Annotated in this window: 11 protein-coding genes and 7 pseudogenes; 13 read left to right on the plus strand and 5 right to left on the minus strand. The window is 67.2% G+C overall.

Going from position 1 to position 20,794, the window contains the following annotated elements:
* Positions 1–3: 3 nt before the first annotated feature.
* The 3 genes from NHF48_RS20500 to NHF48_RS20510 form a co-directional block, all read right to left on the minus strand.
* Entirely contained in the window at positions 4–384 is a 381-nt protein-coding gene (locus NHF48_RS20500; RefSeq protein WP_253072156.1) for a DoxX family protein, read from the minus strand.
* 237 nt (positions 385–621) lie between these two features.
* Positions 622–1,098: a transcription elongation factor GreB gene (gene greB / locus NHF48_RS20505; protein WP_253072504.1), complete on the minus strand. Its 477-nt coding sequence runs from the start codon at positions 1,096–1,098 to the stop codon at positions 622–624.
* A 70-nt stretch (positions 1,099–1,168) separates the two neighbouring features.
* Positions 1,169–3,154, minus strand: coding sequence for a lytic transglycosylase domain-containing protein (locus tag NHF48_RS20510; protein WP_446741185.1), 1,986 nt, complete (start codon positions 3,152–3,154; stop codon positions 1,169–1,171).
* Between the two features lie 102 nt (positions 3,155–3,256).
* Here NHF48_RS20510 and dapA point away from each other — a divergent pair.
* The 12 genes and pseudogenes from dapA to NHF48_RS20580 all read left to right on the plus strand — a co-directional run bounded on the left by dapA (position 3,257) and on the right by NHF48_RS20580 (position 18,377).
* Positions 3,257–4,142: pseudogene (gene dapA / locus NHF48_RS20515) on the plus strand (4-hydroxy-tetrahydrodipicolinate synthase).
* A gap of 200 nt (positions 4,143–4,342) precedes the next feature.
* Positions 4,343–4,825 (plus strand): SsrA-binding protein SmpB, encoded by a 483-nt coding sequence (smpB, locus tag NHF48_RS20520; RefSeq protein WP_253072158.1) that lies wholly within the window; start codon positions 4,343–4,345, stop codon positions 4,823–4,825.
* A 78-nt stretch (positions 4,826–4,903) separates the two neighbouring features.
* Positions 4,904–5,389 (plus strand): DUF2062 domain-containing protein, encoded by a 486-nt coding sequence (locus NHF48_RS20525; protein WP_107963017.1) that lies wholly within the window; start codon positions 4,904–4,906, stop codon positions 5,387–5,389.
* 92 nt (positions 5,390–5,481) lie between these two features.
* Positions 5,482–7,548, plus strand: a complete 2,067-nt coding sequence (locus NHF48_RS20530) for a M13 family metallopeptidase (protein WP_253072159.1) — start codon at positions 5,482–5,484, stop codon at positions 7,546–7,548.
* Between the two features lie 120 nt (positions 7,549–7,668).
* Positions 7,669–9,718, plus strand: a pseudogene (locus NHF48_RS20535) (M13 family metallopeptidase).
* 586 nt (positions 9,719–10,304) lie between these two features.
* Positions 10,305–12,679: pseudogene (locus tag NHF48_RS20540) on the plus strand (response regulator).
* A 49-nt stretch (positions 12,680–12,728) separates the two neighbouring features.
* Complete coding sequence (locus tag NHF48_RS20545) at positions 12,729–13,079, plus strand: response regulator (protein WP_056062573.1); 351 nt, start codon at positions 12,729–12,731, stop codon at positions 13,077–13,079.
* 216 nt (positions 13,080–13,295) lie between these two features.
* Positions 13,296–13,529, plus strand: coding sequence for a hypothetical protein (locus NHF48_RS20550; RefSeq protein ID WP_253072160.1), 234 nt, complete (start codon positions 13,296–13,298; stop codon positions 13,527–13,529).
* Between the two features lie 63 nt (positions 13,530–13,592).
* A pseudogene (ilvD, locus tag NHF48_RS20555) lies at positions 13,593–15,316 on the plus strand (dihydroxy-acid dehydratase).
* A 14-nt stretch (positions 15,317–15,330) separates the two neighbouring features.
* Positions 15,331–15,705 carry a hypothetical protein gene (locus tag NHF48_RS20560; RefSeq protein WP_253072161.1) on the plus strand — a complete coding sequence of 125 codons (375 nt, stop codon included), beginning with the start codon at positions 15,331–15,333 and terminating at the stop codon, positions 15,703–15,705.
* A gap of 92 nt (positions 15,706–15,797) precedes the next feature.
* Complete coding sequence (locus NHF48_RS25460; RefSeq protein ID WP_342454766.1) at positions 15,798–17,186, plus strand: NAD(P)H-hydrate dehydratase; 1,389 nt, start codon at positions 15,798–15,800, stop codon at positions 17,184–17,186.
* Positions 17,183–18,377 (plus strand): annotated as a pseudogene (locus tag NHF48_RS20580) (class I SAM-dependent RNA methyltransferase). The gene NHF48_RS25460 and the pseudogene NHF48_RS20580 overlap by 4 nt, the downstream one beginning before the upstream one ends.
* A 68-nt stretch (positions 18,378–18,445) precedes the next feature.
* Here NHF48_RS20580 and truA read toward each other — a convergent pair.
* Both truA and fmt read right to left on the minus strand, forming a co-directional pair.
* Positions 18,446–19,187 (minus strand): annotated as a pseudogene (truA, locus tag NHF48_RS20585) (tRNA pseudouridine(38-40) synthase TruA).
* Positions 19,184–20,110: pseudogene (gene fmt, locus NHF48_RS20590) on the minus strand (methionyl-tRNA formyltransferase). Before fmt ends, truA begins: the two co-directional pseudogenes overlap by 4 nt.
* Here fmt and recR point away from each other — a divergent pair.
* A complete protein-coding gene (gene recR, locus NHF48_RS20595; RefSeq protein ID WP_253072163.1) occupies positions 20,039–20,761 on the plus strand; it encodes a recombination mediator RecR in 723 nt (240 codons plus the stop codon). The pseudogene fmt and the gene recR overlap by 72 nt on opposite strands.
* Positions 20,762–20,794: the final 33 nt, after the last annotated feature.

Genomic DNA, 20,794 nt, shown 5'->3' on the forward strand with positions numbered 1-20,794 from the left:
AGGTTAGCCCCGCGCGCGCGCCGCGTCCACGCTCCACGCGCCGCCACCGGCCGCAGCGAGGTACAGGAAGACGAAGCAGTAGAGTACCGCCGCCTCGCCGCCATTGGCGATCGGGAAGGGGCCCTTCGGCATGTGCGCCATGAAATACGCGACCGCGGACATCCCCGACAGCACGAACGCGACCGGCCGCGTGAACAGGCCGACGATCAGCAAACCGCCGCCAACGACTTCGAGCACGCCGGCGACGGTCAGCAACGGGTTCATCGGCATTGGGAAGGGGGGCAGGCCAAAGAATTTCGAGATGCCGTGGCTGAAGAACACCAGCGCGACGACGATGCGCATGACGCTGAGCAGGCGGCTGGACCAGGTGGCGGGTATCGGCATGGGGATTCCTCGAGTGTCGTTGCGTGGGCGAAACGTCACACGGGGGGCGGCACAAGGTCAATTCGTGTAGATCGAAACGCATCGTTTGCGGGACGCGCTCTCACGATCCTCTCCGCTAGGGGGAGGTGACACCGCAGGTGACGGAAGGGGGAGGACACGGAACAGCGATTTCCCTTACCGCCCCCCTCCGTCTGGCAAGCGCCAGCCACCTCCCCCTTGCGGGGGAGGATCGCAACGTCAGGGGTAGGCGATTGCCATCACCTCGTACTCGCGCTCCCCGGCGGGGAGGTCTACCCGCCGGACGTCACCTATCGCAGCGCCGCGCAAGGCGCGTGCGAATGGCGAGTTCCAGCCGATTCGGCCATTGCTCGCGTCGGTCTCGTCGTCGCCTACCAAGGTCAGGATCCGCTCGACGTCATCCTCGTCCGCGACCGTCACGCAGGCCCCGAACCAAACGCGCGAGCGGTCTTCCTGCGCGGCCGGGTCGACGACCTTCGCCGCCTTCATCCGCTTCGAAAGCCACCCCAGCCGCCGGTCGATCTCGCGCAACCGTTTGCGGCCGTAGATATAGTCGCCGTTCTCGGACCGGTCGCCGTTGCCTGCCGCCCAGGAGATGACTTCGACGAGGGCGGGGCGCTCGGTCGACAGGAGTTGTTCGTATTCGGTGCGGAGTACGGCGTAGCCGGCGGGGGTTATGTAGTTGGGGCGATCCATGCGCTTGCCTACCATGTTCTCCCGCGAAGGCGGGAGCCCGTCTGGACTCCCGCCTTCGCGGGAGAACAGCTCAACCCGGCCGGTTCTTCCCCAGATACCACGACAACCGCGCCGCCCCCCGGCTCTTCGCCCGCGCGGGGTTCATCAGGTCGTACACCACCGCATTCTCAAGCACGCGCTGCACATAGTTGCGCGTCTCCTGGTACGGGATCGCCTCGACCCAATCGACCATGTCCACAGCCCCGGTCCGCGGATCGCCGTTCGCGCGGAGCCATTTGTTCACATTGCCGCCGCCCGCATTATACGCCGCCACCGCCAGCGGATAACTGCCGTAATTGGCGTAGACCCGCTGGAAATAGCTCGACCCGAGCATGATCGACATGTTCGGATCGGTCGTCAGCGCGGCCTGATTATACGCCAGCCCGATCTTGCCCGACTGCTCGCGTGCGGTCGCCGGCATCAACTGCATCAGCCCACGCGCACCGGCATGCGAGACGGCGGCACGATCGAACTGGCTCTCCTGCCGCGAGATCGCGTGGATGATCGTCCAGTTATCCTCATACCCCGCCGGCACCGCCACCATCGGGAAGCCCACCGCGGAATAATCACTGAGCCCGTTCGCCAGCGCACTGCGTCCGACCATCACGCCCAGGTCGGGCCGGTTGATGCTCTTCGACAGTTCGGCAGCGAGCAGGTGATCGGTATCGGTCGTCGCATCCGCTGCGATCTGGCGGATGAACGCGGTCTGGTCCTGCCAGTCGCCGATCTGCCCGAGGAACTTCACCGCGCGCACCGTCTCGCGCCGGTCGAACGCCGCGCGCGTCGCCGGATCGATCGCTACCGAAGCGACCGAAGGCGGCGCAACCAGAGCCCGCCCGGTCCGCTCGTTCGCCAACTGCCCATAATATTGATCGCGGTACCCCGCCGCCTGGCCGTAGAACGCCGCCGCCTGAGGCGCCAACCCGGCCGCCTCCGCCGCACGCCCCGCCCAATAATACCCCTTCGACCGCACCTGTGGCGAGCGCGACCCCTTTGCATACCGGTCGAACAGCGTCATCGCATCCGCCGGCCGCCCGAGCTGCTTCATCGCTACCCGACCGCCGAGCCAGGCGAGGTTGGTATATTCGTCGCGCTCGGCATAGGATTTCGCCGCGATGTCCGCGCCATAGGGATACGCGTCGTCGATCTGCCGCGCGATGTCATAGGCGACCTGATACTGCCCGTCGTTCGCCGCGCCGTTCGCGTTGGTGACGAGCACCTCATACCATTCCGCCGCATTGCCCGGCCGAGTCACCAATGACCGAGGCCGCGCCAGCCATGCACGCGCCGACGGGCTCGCGCCCGAATTGCGCAACCACTGCGCCCGGTCCGCGACATACCCCGCATCGTTCGCATACAAGGTTTGCGTCGAGGCCGAGATATCCGACGCGTTCGGCGCATTCGTCCGAAACGCCAGCCGCGCCTCGAAGATCGGCCGCCGCGCCGCGCTCGTCCACACCAATTGCCGCTGCGCCGCGCCGGTCTGGCCCGCCCACAACAGCGCATCCATCCGCGCATCCTGATCATCCGGCGTCAGCGCACCCGGAAAGCCCGACACGACCATCGCCTCGTCGGTCGGCGTCAGGCCGCTGCTCCGCCAAGCCGTCCTTACCGCCGCATATGCCTGATCCCGCGCGCCCGTCGCCTGCAAAGCCCGCGCATAGGCAACGCCGCCCGACGCGGACTGCGGCGGGTAACGACGGAAAAACGCGACGACGCTTGTCGGCGATCCGGTCGCCGCCTTGCGCTCCGCCGCACGCCGGTTGGCCGTCTCGTTAGGCCAGCCCGGATGCGCCATCAGGAAGCCCGCATAGCTGTCGAACGGCAGCGCATCGGTCTGCTGCAACGCTCGCCACTGCGCGATGGTGGAAGCGATCGCGCCGTCCGTCGCCATCGGCTGCGCGTTGGGGCCCATATTGGCCAATTGCGTGCTGTAGCGATCCAGCGTCTGCTGCCCGCCTCCCGACGCGGCGACCGTCCCCGCCACGACTGCAAGGAGAAGGCTCGTTTTAAACATCGATGCTACCATGTGGACAGCATACGCCTCGAACCCGTATCTGTCCTGAACGAAATCCGGATTTTGCAAGACATCCGGCGCAACAGGACCGCAGGCTACCGCATGTTTTCAGGATCTATTCCGGCGCTCGTCACGCCGTTCGCCGCCGACGGCAGCTTCGACGAACCCGCCTATCGCGACTTCATAGAATGGCAGATCGTCGAGGGCTCGTCGGGGCTGGTCGCGTGCGGGACGACCGGCGAGGCGGCGACCCTGTCGTACGACGAGCATTTCCACGTCGTCCGCGTGTGCGTCGACCAGGCGAAGGGCCGCGTGCCTGTCATCGCCGGCGCGGGCTCGAACGATACGCGCGTCGCGTCCGCCAATTTGCGCGCCGCTAAAGAGGCCGGTGCAGATGCCGCGCTGATGGTGCCGCCTTATTACAACCGGCCGGGGCAGGAGGGGATCTTCCGCCATTTCGAGGCGCTCGCGACGTCGACTCCGCTGCCGATCATCCTCTACAACGTACCCGCGCGGACGGTGACCGACATCCAGCCAGCGACCTTGGCGCGGATCGTCGCGGCGTTCCCGGACGTGTTCGTCGGCGTGAAGGATGCCAGCGGCGTGCTCGCCCGCGTCTCGCAGCACCGCGCGTCGTGCGGGCCGGATTTCTGCCAGCTGTCGGGCAATGACGATATGGCGCTGGCGTTCAACGTCATGGGCGGCACCGGCTGCATCTCGGTAAGCGCCAACGTCGCGCCGAAGCTCTGTGCGGAGTTCCAGGCGGCGTGCCAGGCCGGCGATTTCGTCAAGGCGCTGGCCTATCAGGATAAGCTCTACCCGTTGCACGAAGCGCTGTTCACCGACGCCTCGCCGGGCCCGGTAAAGTACGCGATGACCAAGGTGCGGGCTGACTTCCCGGAGACGCTCCGCCTGCCGATGACCCCCCGCCGGTGAGGCCTCGCGCGCTGCCGTCGACGCAGCGCTTGAACACGCCCGCCTCATCTGACCAAGCCGCAACGGTCCCCCCTCCCTGAAAGGGAGGGGGCAGGGGGTGGGTCGGCCAGCTTGAGCCCCGATGGTTCGAATATGCGGAACCCGACCCACCCCAACCCCCCTCCCTTTCAGGGAGGGGCGAAGAATGACGACATCTAATAACGACCACCACCGCTTCCCCTAAGCCTCGCGACCCCCTACACCGCGCGTCCCATGGCACGTCCCAAACCCCCGACCTTCGAGAAGACCAAGATCGTCGCCGAGAACCGGCGCGCGCGGTATGATTATTACATCGAGCAGGTGTTCGAGGCAGGCATCGCGCTCACCGGCACCGAGGTGAAGGCGCTGCGCGGCGGCGAGGGCTCGATCGCCGAGGCCTATGCCGAGGTGAAGGGCAAGAACGTCGTCCTGGTGAACTCGAACATTCCCGAATTCAGCCACGGCAACCGCTTCAACCACGAGCCCAAGCGGCCGCGCAAATTGCTGCTGCACGAGCGCGAGATCAACAAGATGTTCGGGGCGGTCGCGCGCCAGGGCATGACGCTCGTGCCGCTGATGATCTACTTCAATTCGAAGGGCTGCGCGAAGATCGAACTGGCGCTCGCCAAGGGCAAGCAGAACCACGACAAGCGCGACTCGGTGAAGGAACAGGACTGGAAGCGCGAGCAGGGCCGGATCATGCGGGATCGCGGATAGCCTGTGTCGAAGGCGCCGGGCAGTATCTTCGGGCGCCTCGCGGCGTGGTCGCATCGCAACTTGCCGACCCGCGAATCGATGGAGCGCAACCGTCTCCTCCGCCCGGTCGCGCACCGCGTGCTCGCGCCCGAACTGTGGCGTTTCACGCGCCGCTCGGTCCCGCGTGGCGTCGCGCTGGGCATGGTCGCGGGCATCCTGATCCCGGTCGCGCAGACGCCCGTCGCAGCGATCTTCGCGCTGCCGTTCCGCGCCAACGTGCCGACCGCCGCGCTCACGACCTTCATCACCAATCCGCTGACCACCCCGCCGCTCTGGATCGCAGCCTATTGGATCGGCTCGTCGCTGCTCCGCCTCGACGCGCATGTCCCCGGCCAGCCCGTCGCGGATGCCGCAGCGCGCACCGAATGGATCCCGTGGCTGATGCAGGCGGGGCCCGCCACTGCGCTGGGCCTGCTGGTCATCACGGTCGTGTGTTCGGTCGGCGGCTATGCGCTCAGTGCGCTCGGCTGGCGATTGTGGATCGCGCGCAAGTGGCGCAATCGCCACGACAATCGTGGATCGTAACAATCGTCACTAATATTGACCTACCCGAATTGACGGACCGTCCTATCGGCGTAGAACACACCGCATCCTGAAGATCTTTTCCGAGGTTCTTGATGCGTAAGTCGATTGTTACCGTGATCTTGCTCGCGTCCGCCGCATCGGCTTTCGCCCAGACCAACACCCCGTCGCCGACGCTCGCAAAGGCCGCGAAGGGCCCCGTCGCCGCCAAGGATGCCAACAAGCCACAAATCGGCGACTTCGGCTTCGACATGACGGGCCGCGATACCAGCGTGACGCCGGGCACCGACTTCTTCGACTACGCGAACGGTGGCTGGGTGAAGACCACGCCGATCCCCGCAGATCGCTCGTCCTACGGCATGTTCCACGTCCTGCAGGACCTGTCGCTCGAACGCACTCGCACGATCCTCGACGTTTCCGCGAAGACGCCCGGCGACAAGGTCGGCGATTTCTATTCCAGCTTCATGGACGAGGCCGCGGTCAACGCGAAGGGTGCAACCCCCGTCAAGCCGATGCTCGCCGCGCTGAAGGCGACCAAGGACAAGACCGCGCTCGTCACCGAGATCGCCAAGCTCCAGCGCATGGGCGTCGGCGGCCTCGTCGGCGTCGGCGTGCAGCAGGACGACAAGGACCCGACCACCTACGTCGTGAGCCTCGGCCAGAGCGGCATCGGCCTCCCCGACCGCGACTATTACCTCAAGGACGACGCGAAGCTCGCCACGATCCGCACCGCGTACCAGGCGTATCTGACGCGGATGCTCACGCTCGCCGGCGAGCCCAACGCCGCCACCCGCGCCGCCGCCGTCTTCAACATGGAGAAGGGCCTCGCCACCGCGCACTGGACGCGGATCGAGAGCCGCGACGCCGACAAGACCTACAACAAATGGACCGCCGCCGACTTCGCCGCGAAGGCGCCGAACTTCCCCTGGGCGCAGTACATGACCGCGATGGGCGTCACGGGTCGTCCGTTCTACCTCGTCGCACAGCCGAGCGCGGTGACCGGCGAGGCGAAGGTCTTCGCTGACACGCCCGTCAACGTCCTGCAGGACTATGCGATGCTCAAGGTGCTGCGCTCGTACGCGCCGTATCTCTCGAGCGATTTCGACAAGACCAACTTCGCCTTCTACGGCACCACGCTGTCGGGCACGCCCGAGCAGCAGGTCCGCTGGAAGCGCGGCGTCTCGACCGTGTCGGGCGCGATGGGCGAGGCGATCGGCCAGCAATACGTGGCGAAGTATTTCCCACCCGCGTCGAAGGCCGCGGCGGACGATCTCGTCAAGAACGTCATCGCCGCGATGGGCGAGCGTCTCCGGAACCTCGAATGGATGGCGCCCGAGACCAAGACCAAGGCGCTCGCCAAGCTTGCCGCCTTCACCCCGAAGATCGGCTATCCGGACAAGTGGCGCGACTATTCGGCGCTGCAGATCCAGCGCGGCGATCTCGTCGGTAACGTGTCGCGCGCCAACGCGTTCGAATACGACCGCGACCTGAAGAAGCTCGGCCAGCCGATCGATCGGGCCGAGTGGTTCATGACGCCGATGACGATCAACGCCTACGCCAATCCGACGATGAACGAGGTCGTCTTCCCGGCCGCGATCCTCCAGCCGCCGTTCTTCGATCCGAAGGCGGACCCGGCGGTCAATTACGGCGGTATCGGCGCGGTGATCGGTCACGAGATCAGCCACCATTTCGACGACCAGGGCCGCAAATACGATCTCAACGGCAAGCTCACCGACTGGTGGACGCCGCAGGACGTCGCGCGCTTCAAGGTGTTCACCGACGCGCTCGTGAAGCAGTATGACGCGTACGAACCGCTCCCCGGCCAGCACATCCAGGGTGGCCTGACGCTCGGTGAGAACATCGCCGACTTGGCGGGCCTTACGGTCGCCTACGACGCGTACCACAAGTCGCTTGGCGGCAAGCAGGCGCCGATCATCGATGGCACGACCGGCGACCAGCGCTTCTATTACGGCTGGGCCGGCGTCTGGCGCACCAAGTTCCGCGACGCCGCGCTCCAGCAGACGTTGCTGTCCGACCCGCATTCGCCGGGCCACCAGCGCGTCCTCACGGTCCGCAACCTCGATCCCTGGTACGCCGCGTTCGGCGCCAAGCCCGGCGAGGCCAGCTACCTCGCCCCCGCCAACCGCGTTCGTATCTGGTAACAAACACCGCCCAACAGAGCCCCGTCATCCTGGGCTCGACCCAGGATCCAGAGCCACGCACGTCGCGCTGTCGGCTCTGGATCCTGACTTTCGTCAGGATGACGAAGTTTGGAGAGAAACATGAAGTCCTTCATCGTCGCCGGCCTCCTCGCCGCAACCGCCATCACCGGCGTCACCGCCGCCATCTCGCAAACCTCTGAACCGAAGCCCGCTCCCGCCGCCCCGACCGGCGCGCAATACGGCACGTTCGGTTTCGACGAGAAGGGCATGGACAAGTCCGTCCAGCCCGGTGACGACTTCTACAGCTTCGCCAACGGCAACTGGGCGAAGACCACCCCGATCCCCGCCGACAAGTCGAACTACGGCTCGTTCAACCTCCTGTCCGACCTGTCCGATACGCGCACCCGCGGTATTCTCGACACCGCCGCGAAGGACCCGAACTCGAAGATCGGCCGCGCCTACGCGACCTTCCTCGACACCGGCACGATCGAAGGCAAGGGCCTAGCCCCGATCAAGCCCTGGCTGTCGAAGATCGCCGCGCTGAACGACCGCGCCGGCTATCCCGCGCTCCTCGCCGAAGCGGACCGCGCCGGCATCGGCGGCCCGTTCGGCGGCGGCGTCGGCCAGGACGACAAGTCGCCTGAGCAATACGCGCTCTCGCTCGGCCAGTCCGGCCTCGGCCTCCCCGACCGCGATTACTACCTCAGCACCGACGCCAAGCTGGTCGAAGCACGCAACGCCTACCGCGCCCACATCGTCAAGATGCTCACCCTCGCCGGCGAACCCAATGCCGAGGCACGTGCCACCGCGCTGCTCGCGTTCGAGACCGAGATCGCCAAGGTGAGCTGGACCCGCGTCGACAGCCGCGACGCCACCAAGACCTACAACAAGATGACCGTCGCCGACCTCGCCAAGCGCGCCCCCCGGCTTCGATTTCGCCGCGTATTTCAAGGGCATCGGCACACCCGTCCCGACCGTCATCGTCGCGCAGCCCTCGGCGATCACCGGCATCGCCAAGCTCGTCTCGACCGCGCCGATCGGCGTGCTCAAGGACCAGCTGATCCTGCGCTCGCTCGACGGCTATGCGGACGTCCTCCCCAAGGCGTTCGACGCCGAGCAGTTCGCGTTCTACGGCACCGTCCTCGGCGGCACGCCCGGAGCAGGAAGCCCGCTGGAAGCGCGGCGTGCAGTTCACCTCCGGCGCGCTCGATGACGAGGTCAGCAAGCTCTACGTCGCGCAGTATTTCCCGCCCGAGACCAAGGCCGCGGCCGACAAGCTCGTCAAGAACGTGCTCGCCGCGATGGGCCGCCGGATCGACAAGCTCGAATGGATGGCGCCCGAGACCAAGGTGAAGGCGCATGCCAAGCTCGCCGCATTCACACCCAAGATCGGCTACCCCAGCCAGTGGAAGGATTTCTCCGGCCTGACGATCACGTCCGGCGATGCATTCGGCAACGAATGGCGCGCGAACGAATGGCAGCACCAGGACAATATCTCCAAGCTCGGCAAGCCCTTGCAGCGCTGGGAATGGGGCATGACGCCGATGACGGTCAACGCCTACGCCAATTTCGGCATGGTCGAGATCGTCTTCCCCCGCCGCGATCCTGCAGCCGCCCTTCTTCGACCCGAAGGCCGACGACGCGGTCAATTACGGCGGCATCGGCGCGGTGATCGGCCACGAGCTGAGCCATCATTTCGACGACCAGGGTTCGAAATACGATGCGAAGGGCCAGCTGACCGACTGGTGGACGGCCAAGGACATCGCCGGTTTCAAGGCGCTTACCGGCAAGCTCGGCGCGCAGTATGACGCGTACGAACCGCTCCCCGGCATGCACGTGAAGGGCCAGCTCACGATGGGCGAGAACATCGCCGATCTCGCCGGCCTGACGGTCGCCTACGACGCGTACCACACGGCATTGGGAGGCAAGGCCGCGCCGGTCCTCGACGGCTACACCGGCGACCAGCGCTTCTATCTCGGCTGGGCGCAGGTCTGGCGTCGCAACTACCGCGAAGCCAATCTCCGCAACCGCTTGCTGACCGATCCTCATTCGCCGTCGCAGCAGCGCGCGTGGGTCGTGCGCAACCTCGACCCCCTGGTACGCGGCGTACAAGCCGACGCCGGGGCAGAAGCTGTACCTGACGCCGGAGCAGCGCGTTCGGATCTGGTAATGCTGGTCCCTCGCGACGACGGGGGAACAGAAACGACAACGCCCCCCGCATAGGAAAGCGCCCAAGCCTGCCCAATCCCCAACGGTCCCCCCCTCCCTGAAAGGGAGGGGCAGGGGGTGGGTAGGCCGCTTGTAAAACGCATCGTCCACAAACAGGCCGACCCACCCCCAACCCCCCCTTCCAGGGAGGGGGAGCAGAAAGACCGCCGACACGGTTTAGCGGTGACCCCTAGTTCCCCCGCGGAAGCGGGGGCCCAGGAGCCACAAGCGCTATCCTCCGTAACCCTGGACCCCCGCCTCCGCGGGGGGAGCAGAAGGTTGAAGTGTCCTTCTCTACCACCCCGGCGAAGGCCGGGGTCCAATTGGGAAGGTCGCAGTAACGAAGCGCGGTCTTTCGTTAGCAACGTTCCCCAATTGGACCCCGGCCTTCGCCGGGGCGGTATGAGAGCTAGTCCGCAAGCGGAGGCACGAGGGGAAGTGCCCGCCCCCCCCACCTCCCGTCTCCCGCCTGCGAGACAAGCTCAGTCCCTCCAAATCCACCATCCCGCTTGACGCCTCACCCCGCAACAGCGGATGACTCCCCCGCAATGGCATCGTTCGCTCTACCCACCCCCGCCCGCAACGCAGCATTCGTCGCCATTGCCTCGGGCGTCGCCGCCGCCGCGATCGTGCTGCTGCTCGTCGGCAGCTGGATCGCCGCAGCCGGGTTCTTCGCCGCCGCCGTCATCGTCATCGGCGCGCTGATCGCGTGGCGCCTGCTCAACCCCGTCGCCAGGGACGCGCCGCGGCCGGTCGACTGGGACCTCACGCGTACCGTCGCCGAAGCCGGCACCGACGCCCTCGCGATCACCGACCGCGCCGGGCGGCTCGTCTGCGCGAACGACGCCTACGAAGCGCTGTTCGAAGGCTTCCCGACACCCCCGGCCTGCCGCTCGACGAAGCCGGTAACGCAGCGCTCGCCGACGCCGGCCGCTCCGCCTGGCGTGACGGCACCGCCCAGGTCGAGCGGCTGAACGCCCGCAACGTCTGCCTCTCCGCCCAGATCGCGCGCGCCGGCGACGATGCCGACATGCTCGTCTGGCGCTTCGTCACCGCGCAGGAACACGACCTCGCCGAGACGCTCGCCGCGCTGCTGACCGGCCCGACCGGAGACCGGCTCGGCGGCAGTGGCATCATGGCCGCGTTGCTCTCGCCCGACGGCCGCGTCCGCACCGCCAACCGCGTACTCCGCGCGAGGGCGTGCGGCGACGAATACGATACGATCGAAGGTCGCGATTTCGCCCGCTTCCTCATCACCGACAGCCGCGGCCTCGTCCGGTTCGAACGCGAAGGCCTCGAAGGCACGCCGCTCCGCGTCCTCCAGATCCCGTTCCTCGACGGCGACGACGCCCCCGTGCTGGTCGCGCTGCTCGACGAGGAGGAGAACGCCCCCGCGCTCGGTGCCAGCGCCTCCGCGCACGTCCGCAGCCTCGTCAGCATGATGCCGTTCGGGATGGCGTTGGTCGACCGCGACGGCCGCTTCCTCCAGATGAACGACTCGTTCCTGCGCGCCGCGGGCGTCAATTCGGTCGCGCCGCCGCTCTATCCGGGCGACCTCGTCGTCCGCGAGGACAAGGCCGCGGTCGCCGACGCGATCCGCAAGTTCGCGAACGGCGCGACGCACTCCGCCGACATGGCGGTCCGCCTCAAGGACCACCCCGACGAGCCGGTCGCGCTCACCATCGCCGGCGCGCGTGGCCCAGGCGATGCCGCGGTCCTGCTCAGCCTGAAGGACAACAGCGAGGAGAGCCGCCTCAAGCGCGAGGTGGCGCAGGCCACCAAGATGCAGGCGGTCGGCCAGCTCGCGGGCGGCGTCGCGCATGATTTCAACAACATCCTCACCGCGATCATCGGCCACTGCGACCTGATGCTCATGCGCCATTCGCCCGGCGACAGCGATTACGACGACATCCAGCAGGTCCGCACCAACTCGAATCGCGCCGCCAGCCTGACCCGCCAGCTGCTCGCCTTCTCGCGCCAGCAGACGCTCCGCCCGCAGATTCTCCAGCTCCCCGACGTCGTGTCGGAGGTGTCCAACCTGCTCAAGCGGCTGATGGGCGAGAACGTCCGCCTCGACATGACCCACGGCCGCAATCTAGGCCCCGTCCGCGCCGATCCCGGCCAGCTGGAACAGGTCGTCGTCAACCTCGCGGTAAACGCGCGCGATGCGATCGTCTCGGCGAACGCGCGCGGTGGCGGTGTGCTGACGATCACGACGCGCGCCGTCCCCGCGTCCGAAGTGCGCGAGATGGCATCCGACATCCTCCCCGTCGCCGACTATACCGCGCTGATCGTCCAGGACACCGGCACCGGCATTCCGCCCGACGTCCTGCCCAAGATCTTCGAGCCATTCTTCACCACCAAGGAATTCGGCAAGGGCACCGGGCTCGGCCTCTCGACCGTCTACGGCATCGTCAAGCAGTCCGGCGGCTACATCTTCGCCGACAGCAAGCCGGGGCAGGGCGCGACCTTCTCGATGTACCTGCCGGTCCATTCGGCCCCCGCCGCGACTCGCCCCGTGGTCATCAAGCCGACGCCGAAGCCGGTCGACCTGTGGGGCACGGGCACGATCCTGCTGGTCGAGGACGAGGACATGGTCCGCGCCGTCGCGGAGCGCGCGCTCACGCGGCAGGGATACACAGTGTTGACCGCAGAAAACGGCGAGATCGCGTTGGAAGTGCTGGAGAAACACGGCCGGCCCGATCTGCTGATCAGCGACGTCGTGATGCCGCAGATGGATGGCCCGACGATGGTACGCCACGCGCGCGAGAAATTCCCCGACCTGCCGATCCTGTTCATGTCGGGCTATGCCGAGGAGCAGCTGCGCAAGTCGATCGATCTCGACAACGTTGCGTTCCTGCCGAAACCCTTCTCGGTCCAGGAATTAGCTGAAGCGGCACGAGACGTGCTTGCAGCACGCTGACTCGAACAAGATGTTGGCAAGTCGTAACAATCCCGACTATGCGAGAAATATGACCGCTACCCAACAGATCCTCATCGTCGAGGACGAACCGTTGATCGCCATGATGCTGGAGGATTTCCTCGAGGTATTGGACAAGGGAGTCGCAGGCTCGGTCGACACCGTCGCCGATGCCTTGAAGCGGATCGAAGAAGGCGGCGTCGACGGCGCGATCCTCGACGTGAACCTGCGTGGCGGCGAGAAGAGCACCGCAGTCGCCGAGGCATTGGCGGCAAGAGGCGTCCCGTTCGTCTTCGCGACCGGCGGCGGCGACGATGGAGTTGCCCCGGAATTTCGCGACCGCCCACGTTTGCAGAAGCCCTTCACGATGGACGGTGTAGCGAAGGCCCTAGAAGGCCTATAACGCCTTTTCCCACTGGGGATGGGGTGAGAACGAGGCCGACTTTTCTGTCCGTCATCCTGACGAAGGTCAGGACCCAGAGCCAAGTATCGCATCGTGAGTAACCTTGGATCCTGACCTGGTCGGGACGAAGCACGTCGGCGACTCAATACCCCCCGATTGCGCAAACCCTGTTTCAGCCTCACGCTGCGTTCCGATGTATTTGCAACGTCAGACCTGATGCGACTTTCGCGAGCCCGGACGGTCACGCTCTCCTCCATGCTGCTGGCACTGGTCGCGGGATATGGTTTCGGCGGAACCAGTGTTGCCGTTGCGCTCGGGATCCTGTCACTCCCCGCTCTGGCCTGGGCTTTCGACAATGACAGCGGCACCTTCCTAATCCTCGCAACGCTCTTGGTCATCACGATCGGGATCATGGTCTTGCTGATCGCGCTGATGGCGATCACGCACTAATTCCTCGGTAAGCCTCGCAACTCTCTTGCGCAAATACCCTCTCCCGCGACATAGGCGTTCGCCATGACCCGCACATTCGATAAATCGCGCCTGCCGAGCCGCCACGTCTCCGTTGGCCCAGAACGCGCCCCCGCACCGCAGCTATTACTATGCGATGGGCCTCGACGAGGAGCAGATCGCGCGCCCGTTCGTCGCGCTCGCGTCCGCCGGCAACAACTCCGCACCCTGCAACACCACGCTCGACGCGCAGGCCGATGCCGCGCAGGCGGGCGTCATCCAGGGCGGCGGCATGCCGCGCCGCTTCAACACGATCACCGTTACCGACGGCATCGCGATGGGTCATCAGGGCATGAAGGCCAGCCTCGTGAGCCGCGAAGTCATCGCCGACTCGGTCGAACTCTCGGTCCGCGGCCATTGCTACGATGCGCTCGTCGGGTTCGCGGGTTGCGACAAGTCGCTTCCCGGCATGATGATGGCGATGCTCCGCCTCAACATCCCGTCGGTGTTCGTCTATGGCGGCTCAATCCTGCCGGGCCGGTATCAAGACCGCGACGTCACCGTCGTCGACGTGTTCGAGATCGTCGGCAAATACGCCGCCGGCGCGTGCCCGCTCTCCGAAGTCCACGCGATCGAGAAGGTCGCGTGCCCCGGCCACGGCGCATGCGGCGGCCAGTACACCGCCAATACGATGGCCTGCGTCGCGGAAGCGATCGGTTTGTCGATCCCGAACAGCAACATGGTGCCGGCTCCTTACACGACGCGCGAACAGATCGCTGTCGCCGCCGGTGCGCAGGTCATGGAGTGCCTCGCCGACAATATCCGCCCGCGCGACATCTGCACGCGCGAGGCGTTCATCAACGCCGCGCGCGTCGTCGCCGCGACCGGTGGTTCGACCAACGCCGCGCTGCATCTCCCCGCAATGGCGTCCGAAGCCGGGATCGAATTCGACCTGTTCGACGTCGCCGAGATATTCAAGACAACGCCGTACATCGCGGACCTCAAACCCGGTGGGAAGTACGTCGCCAAGGACATGTACGAAGCCGGCGGCGTCTACATGCTCATGAAGACGATGCTCGCCGGTGGTTTCCTGAATGGCGACTGCCTGACGGTGACGGGCAAGTCGCTCGGCGAGAACATCGACCAGGTGACGTGGAACCCTGACCAGAAGGTCATCTACGACATCAAGACCCCGCTCACCCCAACCGGCGGCGTCGTGGGCCTGCGCGGCAGCCTCGCTCCCGATGGCGCGATCGTGAAGGTTGCCGGCATGCATCGCCTCCAGTTCAGCGGTCCCGCGCGAGTGTTCGATTGCGAGGAGGACACCTTCGCCGCGGTCGAGAATCGCCAGATCAACGAGGGCGAAGTCATCGTCATCCGCTACGAAGGCCCCAAGGGCGGCCCCGGCATGCGCGAGATGCTGTCGACCACCGCCGCGCTCTACGGCCTGGGCATGGGTGAAAGCGTCGCGCTGATCACCGACGGGCGCTTCTCGGGCGGCACGCGTGGCTTCTGCATCGGCCATGTCGGGCCCGAAGCAGCGGACGGTGGCCCGATCGCGCTAGTCGAGAACGGCGACATCATCCACATCGACGCCGAGGCCGGCACGATCGACCTCGACGTGCCCGGAGGACGTGATGGCGGAGCGCCGCGCCGCATGGGTGCCGCGCACCAACGATTACGGCTCGGGCGCACTCTGGCGCTATGCGAAGACCGTCGGCCCCGCGTACAAGGGTGCCGTCACGCATCCTGGAGCGGCAGCCGAAACCCATGTCTACGCGGATATCTAAGCGAATACTGGCGGTTGCCGCGCTTCTCTCGCTCCCGCTCTCAGCGTGCGGGCGGGGGCAGCCGAGCAGCGAACAGGTCGCGGCAAAGCAGCGCACCGAAACCGCGGGGGGACAGCCGTATCGCCTGCGCGCAGGGTGACGCCGCGTTCGCGTCGACCTGCACGATCGAGCAGGCGCAGGGCAAGGAGGGGCTGATCCTGACGATCCGCCATCCCGACGGTGCTTTCCGCCGGTTGCTGGTAACGCAGGACGGTCGCGGCGTGATCGCCGCGGACGGCGCCGAGGTGGCGAAGGTCACGGTCTTGGGTGGGGACGGCATTGAGGTCGCGCTCGGCGGCGGCCGCTACCGGCTCCCGGCCACCATCAAGGGCGCGGCCAAGCCATCATGATCGGTATCGAAGGCCAGCCGGTCCTCACTGCCGCCGAAATGCGCGCAGCGGAAAACGCCGTAATCGCCACTGGCATCTCGGTAGAAACGCTGATGGAGCGCGCCGGCACCGCGATCGCTGAGGTAGTCCGCCGGCTCGCGGGTACGAACGAAGTCCTGATCCTCTGCGGCCCCGGCAACAACGGCGGCGACGGCTACGTCGCGGCCCGCGTGCTGGCGGAAATGGGCGTTGCGGTAAGGCTCGCGGTGCTGTCGGAGCCCAAGACCGACGCGGCGAAGTCGGCGAGGGCAGGGTGGCTAGGGGCCAGTCGAAACGCTGACCGAGGTAAAACCCGCGCCGATCCTCGTAGACGCACTGTTCGGCACCGGCCTGACACGGCCGCTCGACGCCAGTACAACACCGACCCCCGACCGTTCCCCCGCGGACGCGGGGGCCCAGCTAAATCCCGAGGGCTCACCTATCGGCCTATCCTGGGCCCCCGCGCCCGCGGGGGAACGGTCTGTGGTCGAGCGTCTCCATTTCCTCGCGAACGCCGCGCAGCTCAGCATCGCCGTAGACCTCCCCAGCGGTCTCGCCACCGATTCGGGCGAGGCCCTCAGCGCGCCCCCCGTCTTCGACCTCACCCTCGCCCTCGGCGCCGTAAAGCCAGCGCACCTCCTCCAGCCCGCCGCGCGCTATTGCGGCCAGATCCGCCTCCTCGACATCGGCGTCCCTACCGCCAGCCAGGCCGAAGTCCTGAAAGCCCCAAGCCTCCCAACCCCCGGCCCGGACTCGCACAAATACACGCGAGGCATGGTCGCGATCGTCGCCGGCACCATGTCCGGCGCCTCCGACCTCGCAGCCCTCGCCGCGATGCGCGCAGGCGCCGGCTACGTAACCCTGCTCGGCGACAGCCGAGGCCCCCGCACGCGCTCGTCCGCACACCGTTCTCCGATCACGCGTTGTCTAACGATCGCATCGGCGCGCTTGTCATCGGCCCAGGCCTCGGCCGCGACGATACCGCCAAGGCCCGCCTTGAAGCGGCGCTAAACGCAGGCCATCCCATGATCATCGACGGCGACGCCCTCCGCCTGCTCGACCCCGACCGGATCAAAGACCTGAAAGTCCACGTCATCCTCACCCCGCACGCCGGCGAGTTCGACGCGCTGTTCGGCAAATCCGACACCGACAAGATCACCCGAGCGCGTGAAGCCGCCACCCGCGCCAACGCTGTCGTCGTCTTCAAAGGCGCCGACACCGTCATTGTCGCCCCCAACGGGCGCGTCCGCATCGCGCAAGGGGCCAGCGACTGGCTTTCCACCGCCGGCACCGGCGACGTCCTGGCGGGCGCGATCGGCGCGATGCTCGCCGCCGGGCTCGAACCACTGGGGGCTGCGGCCGCCGGAGTGTGGCTCCACGGTGACGCTGCCCGCCGATTGGGGCCTGCCTTCATCGCCGACGACTTGGCGGAAGCGCTCCGGTCGGCCAGAGCGTCGCTATGACTTCTGAAACGAATATCGACACCATCGTCCGCGTCGCGGCCCGCGGCGACGGCATGACCGCCGACGGACGCCACGCCGCCTTCTCGGCACCCGGCGACACGCTCGCCGCCGACGGCACCGTGATCCCCGGCCCGCACCACCAGACTCCCCCTTGCGTGCATTTCCCGACCTGCGGCGGCTGCCAGCTCCAGCATCTCGACGACCTGGCCTATGCCGAGTTCGTCACCGACCGCATCGCCTCCGCGCTCGACGGCCAGGACCTGTCCGCGCCGATCCGCGAACCCCACATCTCCCCGAACGCAGCCGCCGCCGCGCGACGCTCCACGCCGAGGCCAAGGGGGCAAGATCACGCTCGGCTTCACCGCCGAGAAAGCGCACACGATCGTCGACATCAAGGAATGCTGGATCCTCGATCCGCGCCTCTTCGCGCTCGTCCAGCCGCTCCGCCAACTGCTCAAGCGCCTAAACTTCCGCCGCCGCGCCGACATCCACCTGACGCTCGCCGACCAGGGCGCGGACATCCTGATCACCGGCTTCGCCCCCGAAGGCCTGCCCGCCGCCGAAGCGCTGACCAAATTCTGCGAGGACCACAAGATCGCCCGCGTAGCGTTCGACGACGGCCTCGGACCCGAGACGCGGTGGGAGCCCGACGCGGTCACGATCACGCTCGGCGGCGTCCCCGTGCCGCTCCCGCCCGCCTCGTTCCTGCAAGCGACCCCGGATGGCGAAGCCGCGCTCACCGCCGCCGTGCTCGAAGCGATCGGCAAGCCCGGCACTGTGGCCGACCTGTTCGCCGGCCTCGGCACCTTCACGCTCGCGATCCCGGCGAAGGTTTATGCGGCCGAAGGCGCGCGCGACGCACTCGGCTCGCTGAAGGCCGCCGCGCACCGCACCCAGCGGCCCGTCTACCCGGAGCACCGCGATCTTTATCGCCGCCCGCTGACGGTCGCCGAACTCGACCGCTTCGACGCGGTGGTGATCGATCCCCCACGCTCCGGCGCGCGCGAACAGGCGACCGCGCTGGCGGAATGCAAGACGCCGGTGATCGCCTATGTCTCGTGCAATCCGGCCAGCTTCGCGCGCGATGCCAAGGAGTTGTGCGACGCCGGCTGGCGGATCGACTGGGTCCAGCCCGTCGGCCAGTTCCGCTGGTCGACGCATGTCGAGCTTGCGGCCAAGTTCGTCCGATAGTCTATGAAGCTTCTTCCCCGCGAAGGCGGGGGCCCAGACTGGGTCCCCGCCTTCGCGGGGATACAAACTTAGGGGTAGACGGCCGCAACGAAGAACAACCCATCAGGCGGCGCATTCAACCCTAGCATCGCCCGATCCTTAGCCGCGAGCGCGTCCGCCACATCGCCAACCGCCCAGCGCCCCATACCCACCAGCGCCAGACAACCGACCATCGACCGCACCTGATGATGCAGGAAAGATCGCGCGGCGGCGTAAACAAAAAGACGCTCCCCCGCGCGCACCACCTCCAGCCGGTCCAGCGTCCGAACCGGGCTGTCCGCCTGGCAATGCGCCGACCGAAACGTCGTGAAGTCGTGCCGCCCGACCAGCGCCCCCCGCAGCCTCCGCCATCGCGTCCGCATCCAGCAACTGCGGCACCTGCCAGGCCAGCCCCGCCTCGAACGTCAGCGGCGACCGCCGGTTGACGATCCGGTACTCGTACGACCGCCCGACACACGAAAACCGCGCATGCCAATCGTCGTCGACCACCTCGCACGCCAGCACCGAAACCGGCGCCGGCTTCACCAGAGCATTCAGCCCCTCCATCAACCGAAACGCCGCGAGCGGCTTCGCGATGTCGACATGCGCGCGCATCGCCATCCCGTGCACGCCCGCATCGGTCCGCCCCGCCGCCTGCACCGACGCGGTCTCGCCGGTCATCTTGAGCACCGCCGCCTCCAGCGCCGCCTGAACGCTCGGCCCATGCTTCTGCCGCTGCCAGCCCATGAACGGGCGGCCATCGAACTCCACCGTCAACGCGAACCGCGTCAAAGCTGCGTCCCCGAGCGAATCGGAAACCCGCGCAGCATTTCCTCCGCCGAGGTCACGCCGCGCCCCGCCCGCTGCACCAAAGTCGGCCGGATCGCCCCGTCGCCGCACCCGATCGTCAGCTCGGCGTTGACCGTCAGCCCCTCGCACCCAAGAAACGAGAACGGCAACACGTCCGCGGCCAGCACCTTCACCCGCTCGCCCGCATGCTCGAACCACGCCCCCGGCGCCGGGTTCATCGCCCGCACGAGTCGCTCGACCTCGACCGCCGACCGCTCGAAATCGATCCGCGCCTCCGCCTTGTCGATCTTCGCGGCGTACGTAACGCCCTCCTCGGGCTGCGGCCGGGCAGGGTAGGCGTCCAGATCGGCCAGCACCTCGACCATTAACCGAGCCCCCATCGCGGAGAGTTCGGACGTCAGATCCCCCCGCGGTCTTGCCGACGATCGGCGTCCGTCCCTCGAGCCTTACCGGCCCGGTATCCAGACCCGCTTCCATCTGCATGATCCCGACGCCCGTCTCGGCATCGCCCGCGAGAATAGCCCGCTGCACCGGCGCCGCGCCGCGCCACCGCGGCAATAGCGACCCGTGCACATTGAGGCACCCGAACCGCGGCGCCTCCAGCACCGCGCGCGGCAGAATAAGACCATAGGCCGCGACCACCGCAACGTCCGCGTGCAAAGCCGCAAACGCCTCGCGAGCTTCCAGCCCCTCCGGCAAAGACGCCTTGAACGACACCGGCGTCCGCACCTCGATTCCCAGCGCCTCCGCCCGAACCTGCACCGGCGACGGCACCAGTTCGCGCCCACGCCGCCCCCTGGCCGGGCAGGCTGGCAATACGCCGCCACCAATTCATGCCCCGCCGCGACGAGGGCCTCCAGCACCGGCACAGCGAAGTCCGGCGTTCCCATGAAGATGATCCGCATGGCCCCTCTCGAACACGCTGGCGGGGAGCCGCGCAACCCCCTATCTGTTCCCTATGGCATCCCCCCGAGATCGAGGCGCTGACGCAGGCGCTGGCCCGGCTCCCCGGCCTCGGCCCCCGGTCCGCACGTCGCGCCGTGCTGCATCTGCTCAAGAAGCGCGACGCGGCGCTGGGGCCGTTGCGCGAGGCGCTGACCGCGGTCGACGAGCGGCTGGAGAACTGCTCGACCTGCGGCAACGTCGACACCACCAATCCGTGCGCGATCTGCGCCGACCCGCGTCGCGACCAGCGTTCGCTGTGCGTCGTCGAGGAAGTCGCCGATCTCTGGGCATTGGACAGGTCCCGCCTGTTCCCCGGTCGCTTCCACGTCCTCGGCGGGCGGCTGTCCGCACTCGAAGGCATCCGCCCGGAGGATCTCAGCATCGACAGCCTCGTCCGCCGCATCGAAGCCGGCGGCATCGACGAAGTCGTCCTCGCGATGAACGCCACGCTCGAAGGCCAGACCACCGCGCACTACATCGCCGAGCGCATCGAACGCTTCCCCGTCCGCGTCACCCAGCTCGCCCACGGCCTGCCGGTCGGCGGCGAACTCGACTATCTCGACGAGGGCACGCTGGCGCAGGCACTAAGGGCAAGGCGGCCAATGGCTTGAGCCAAGTCCTTGACGCACCCCCGCGCGGAACCT

Origin of the sequence: Sphingomonas sp. H160509 (genome assembly GCF_024124765.2) — a bacterium.
GTDB lineage: Bacteria > Pseudomonadota > Alphaproteobacteria > Sphingomonadales > Sphingomonadaceae > Sphingomonas.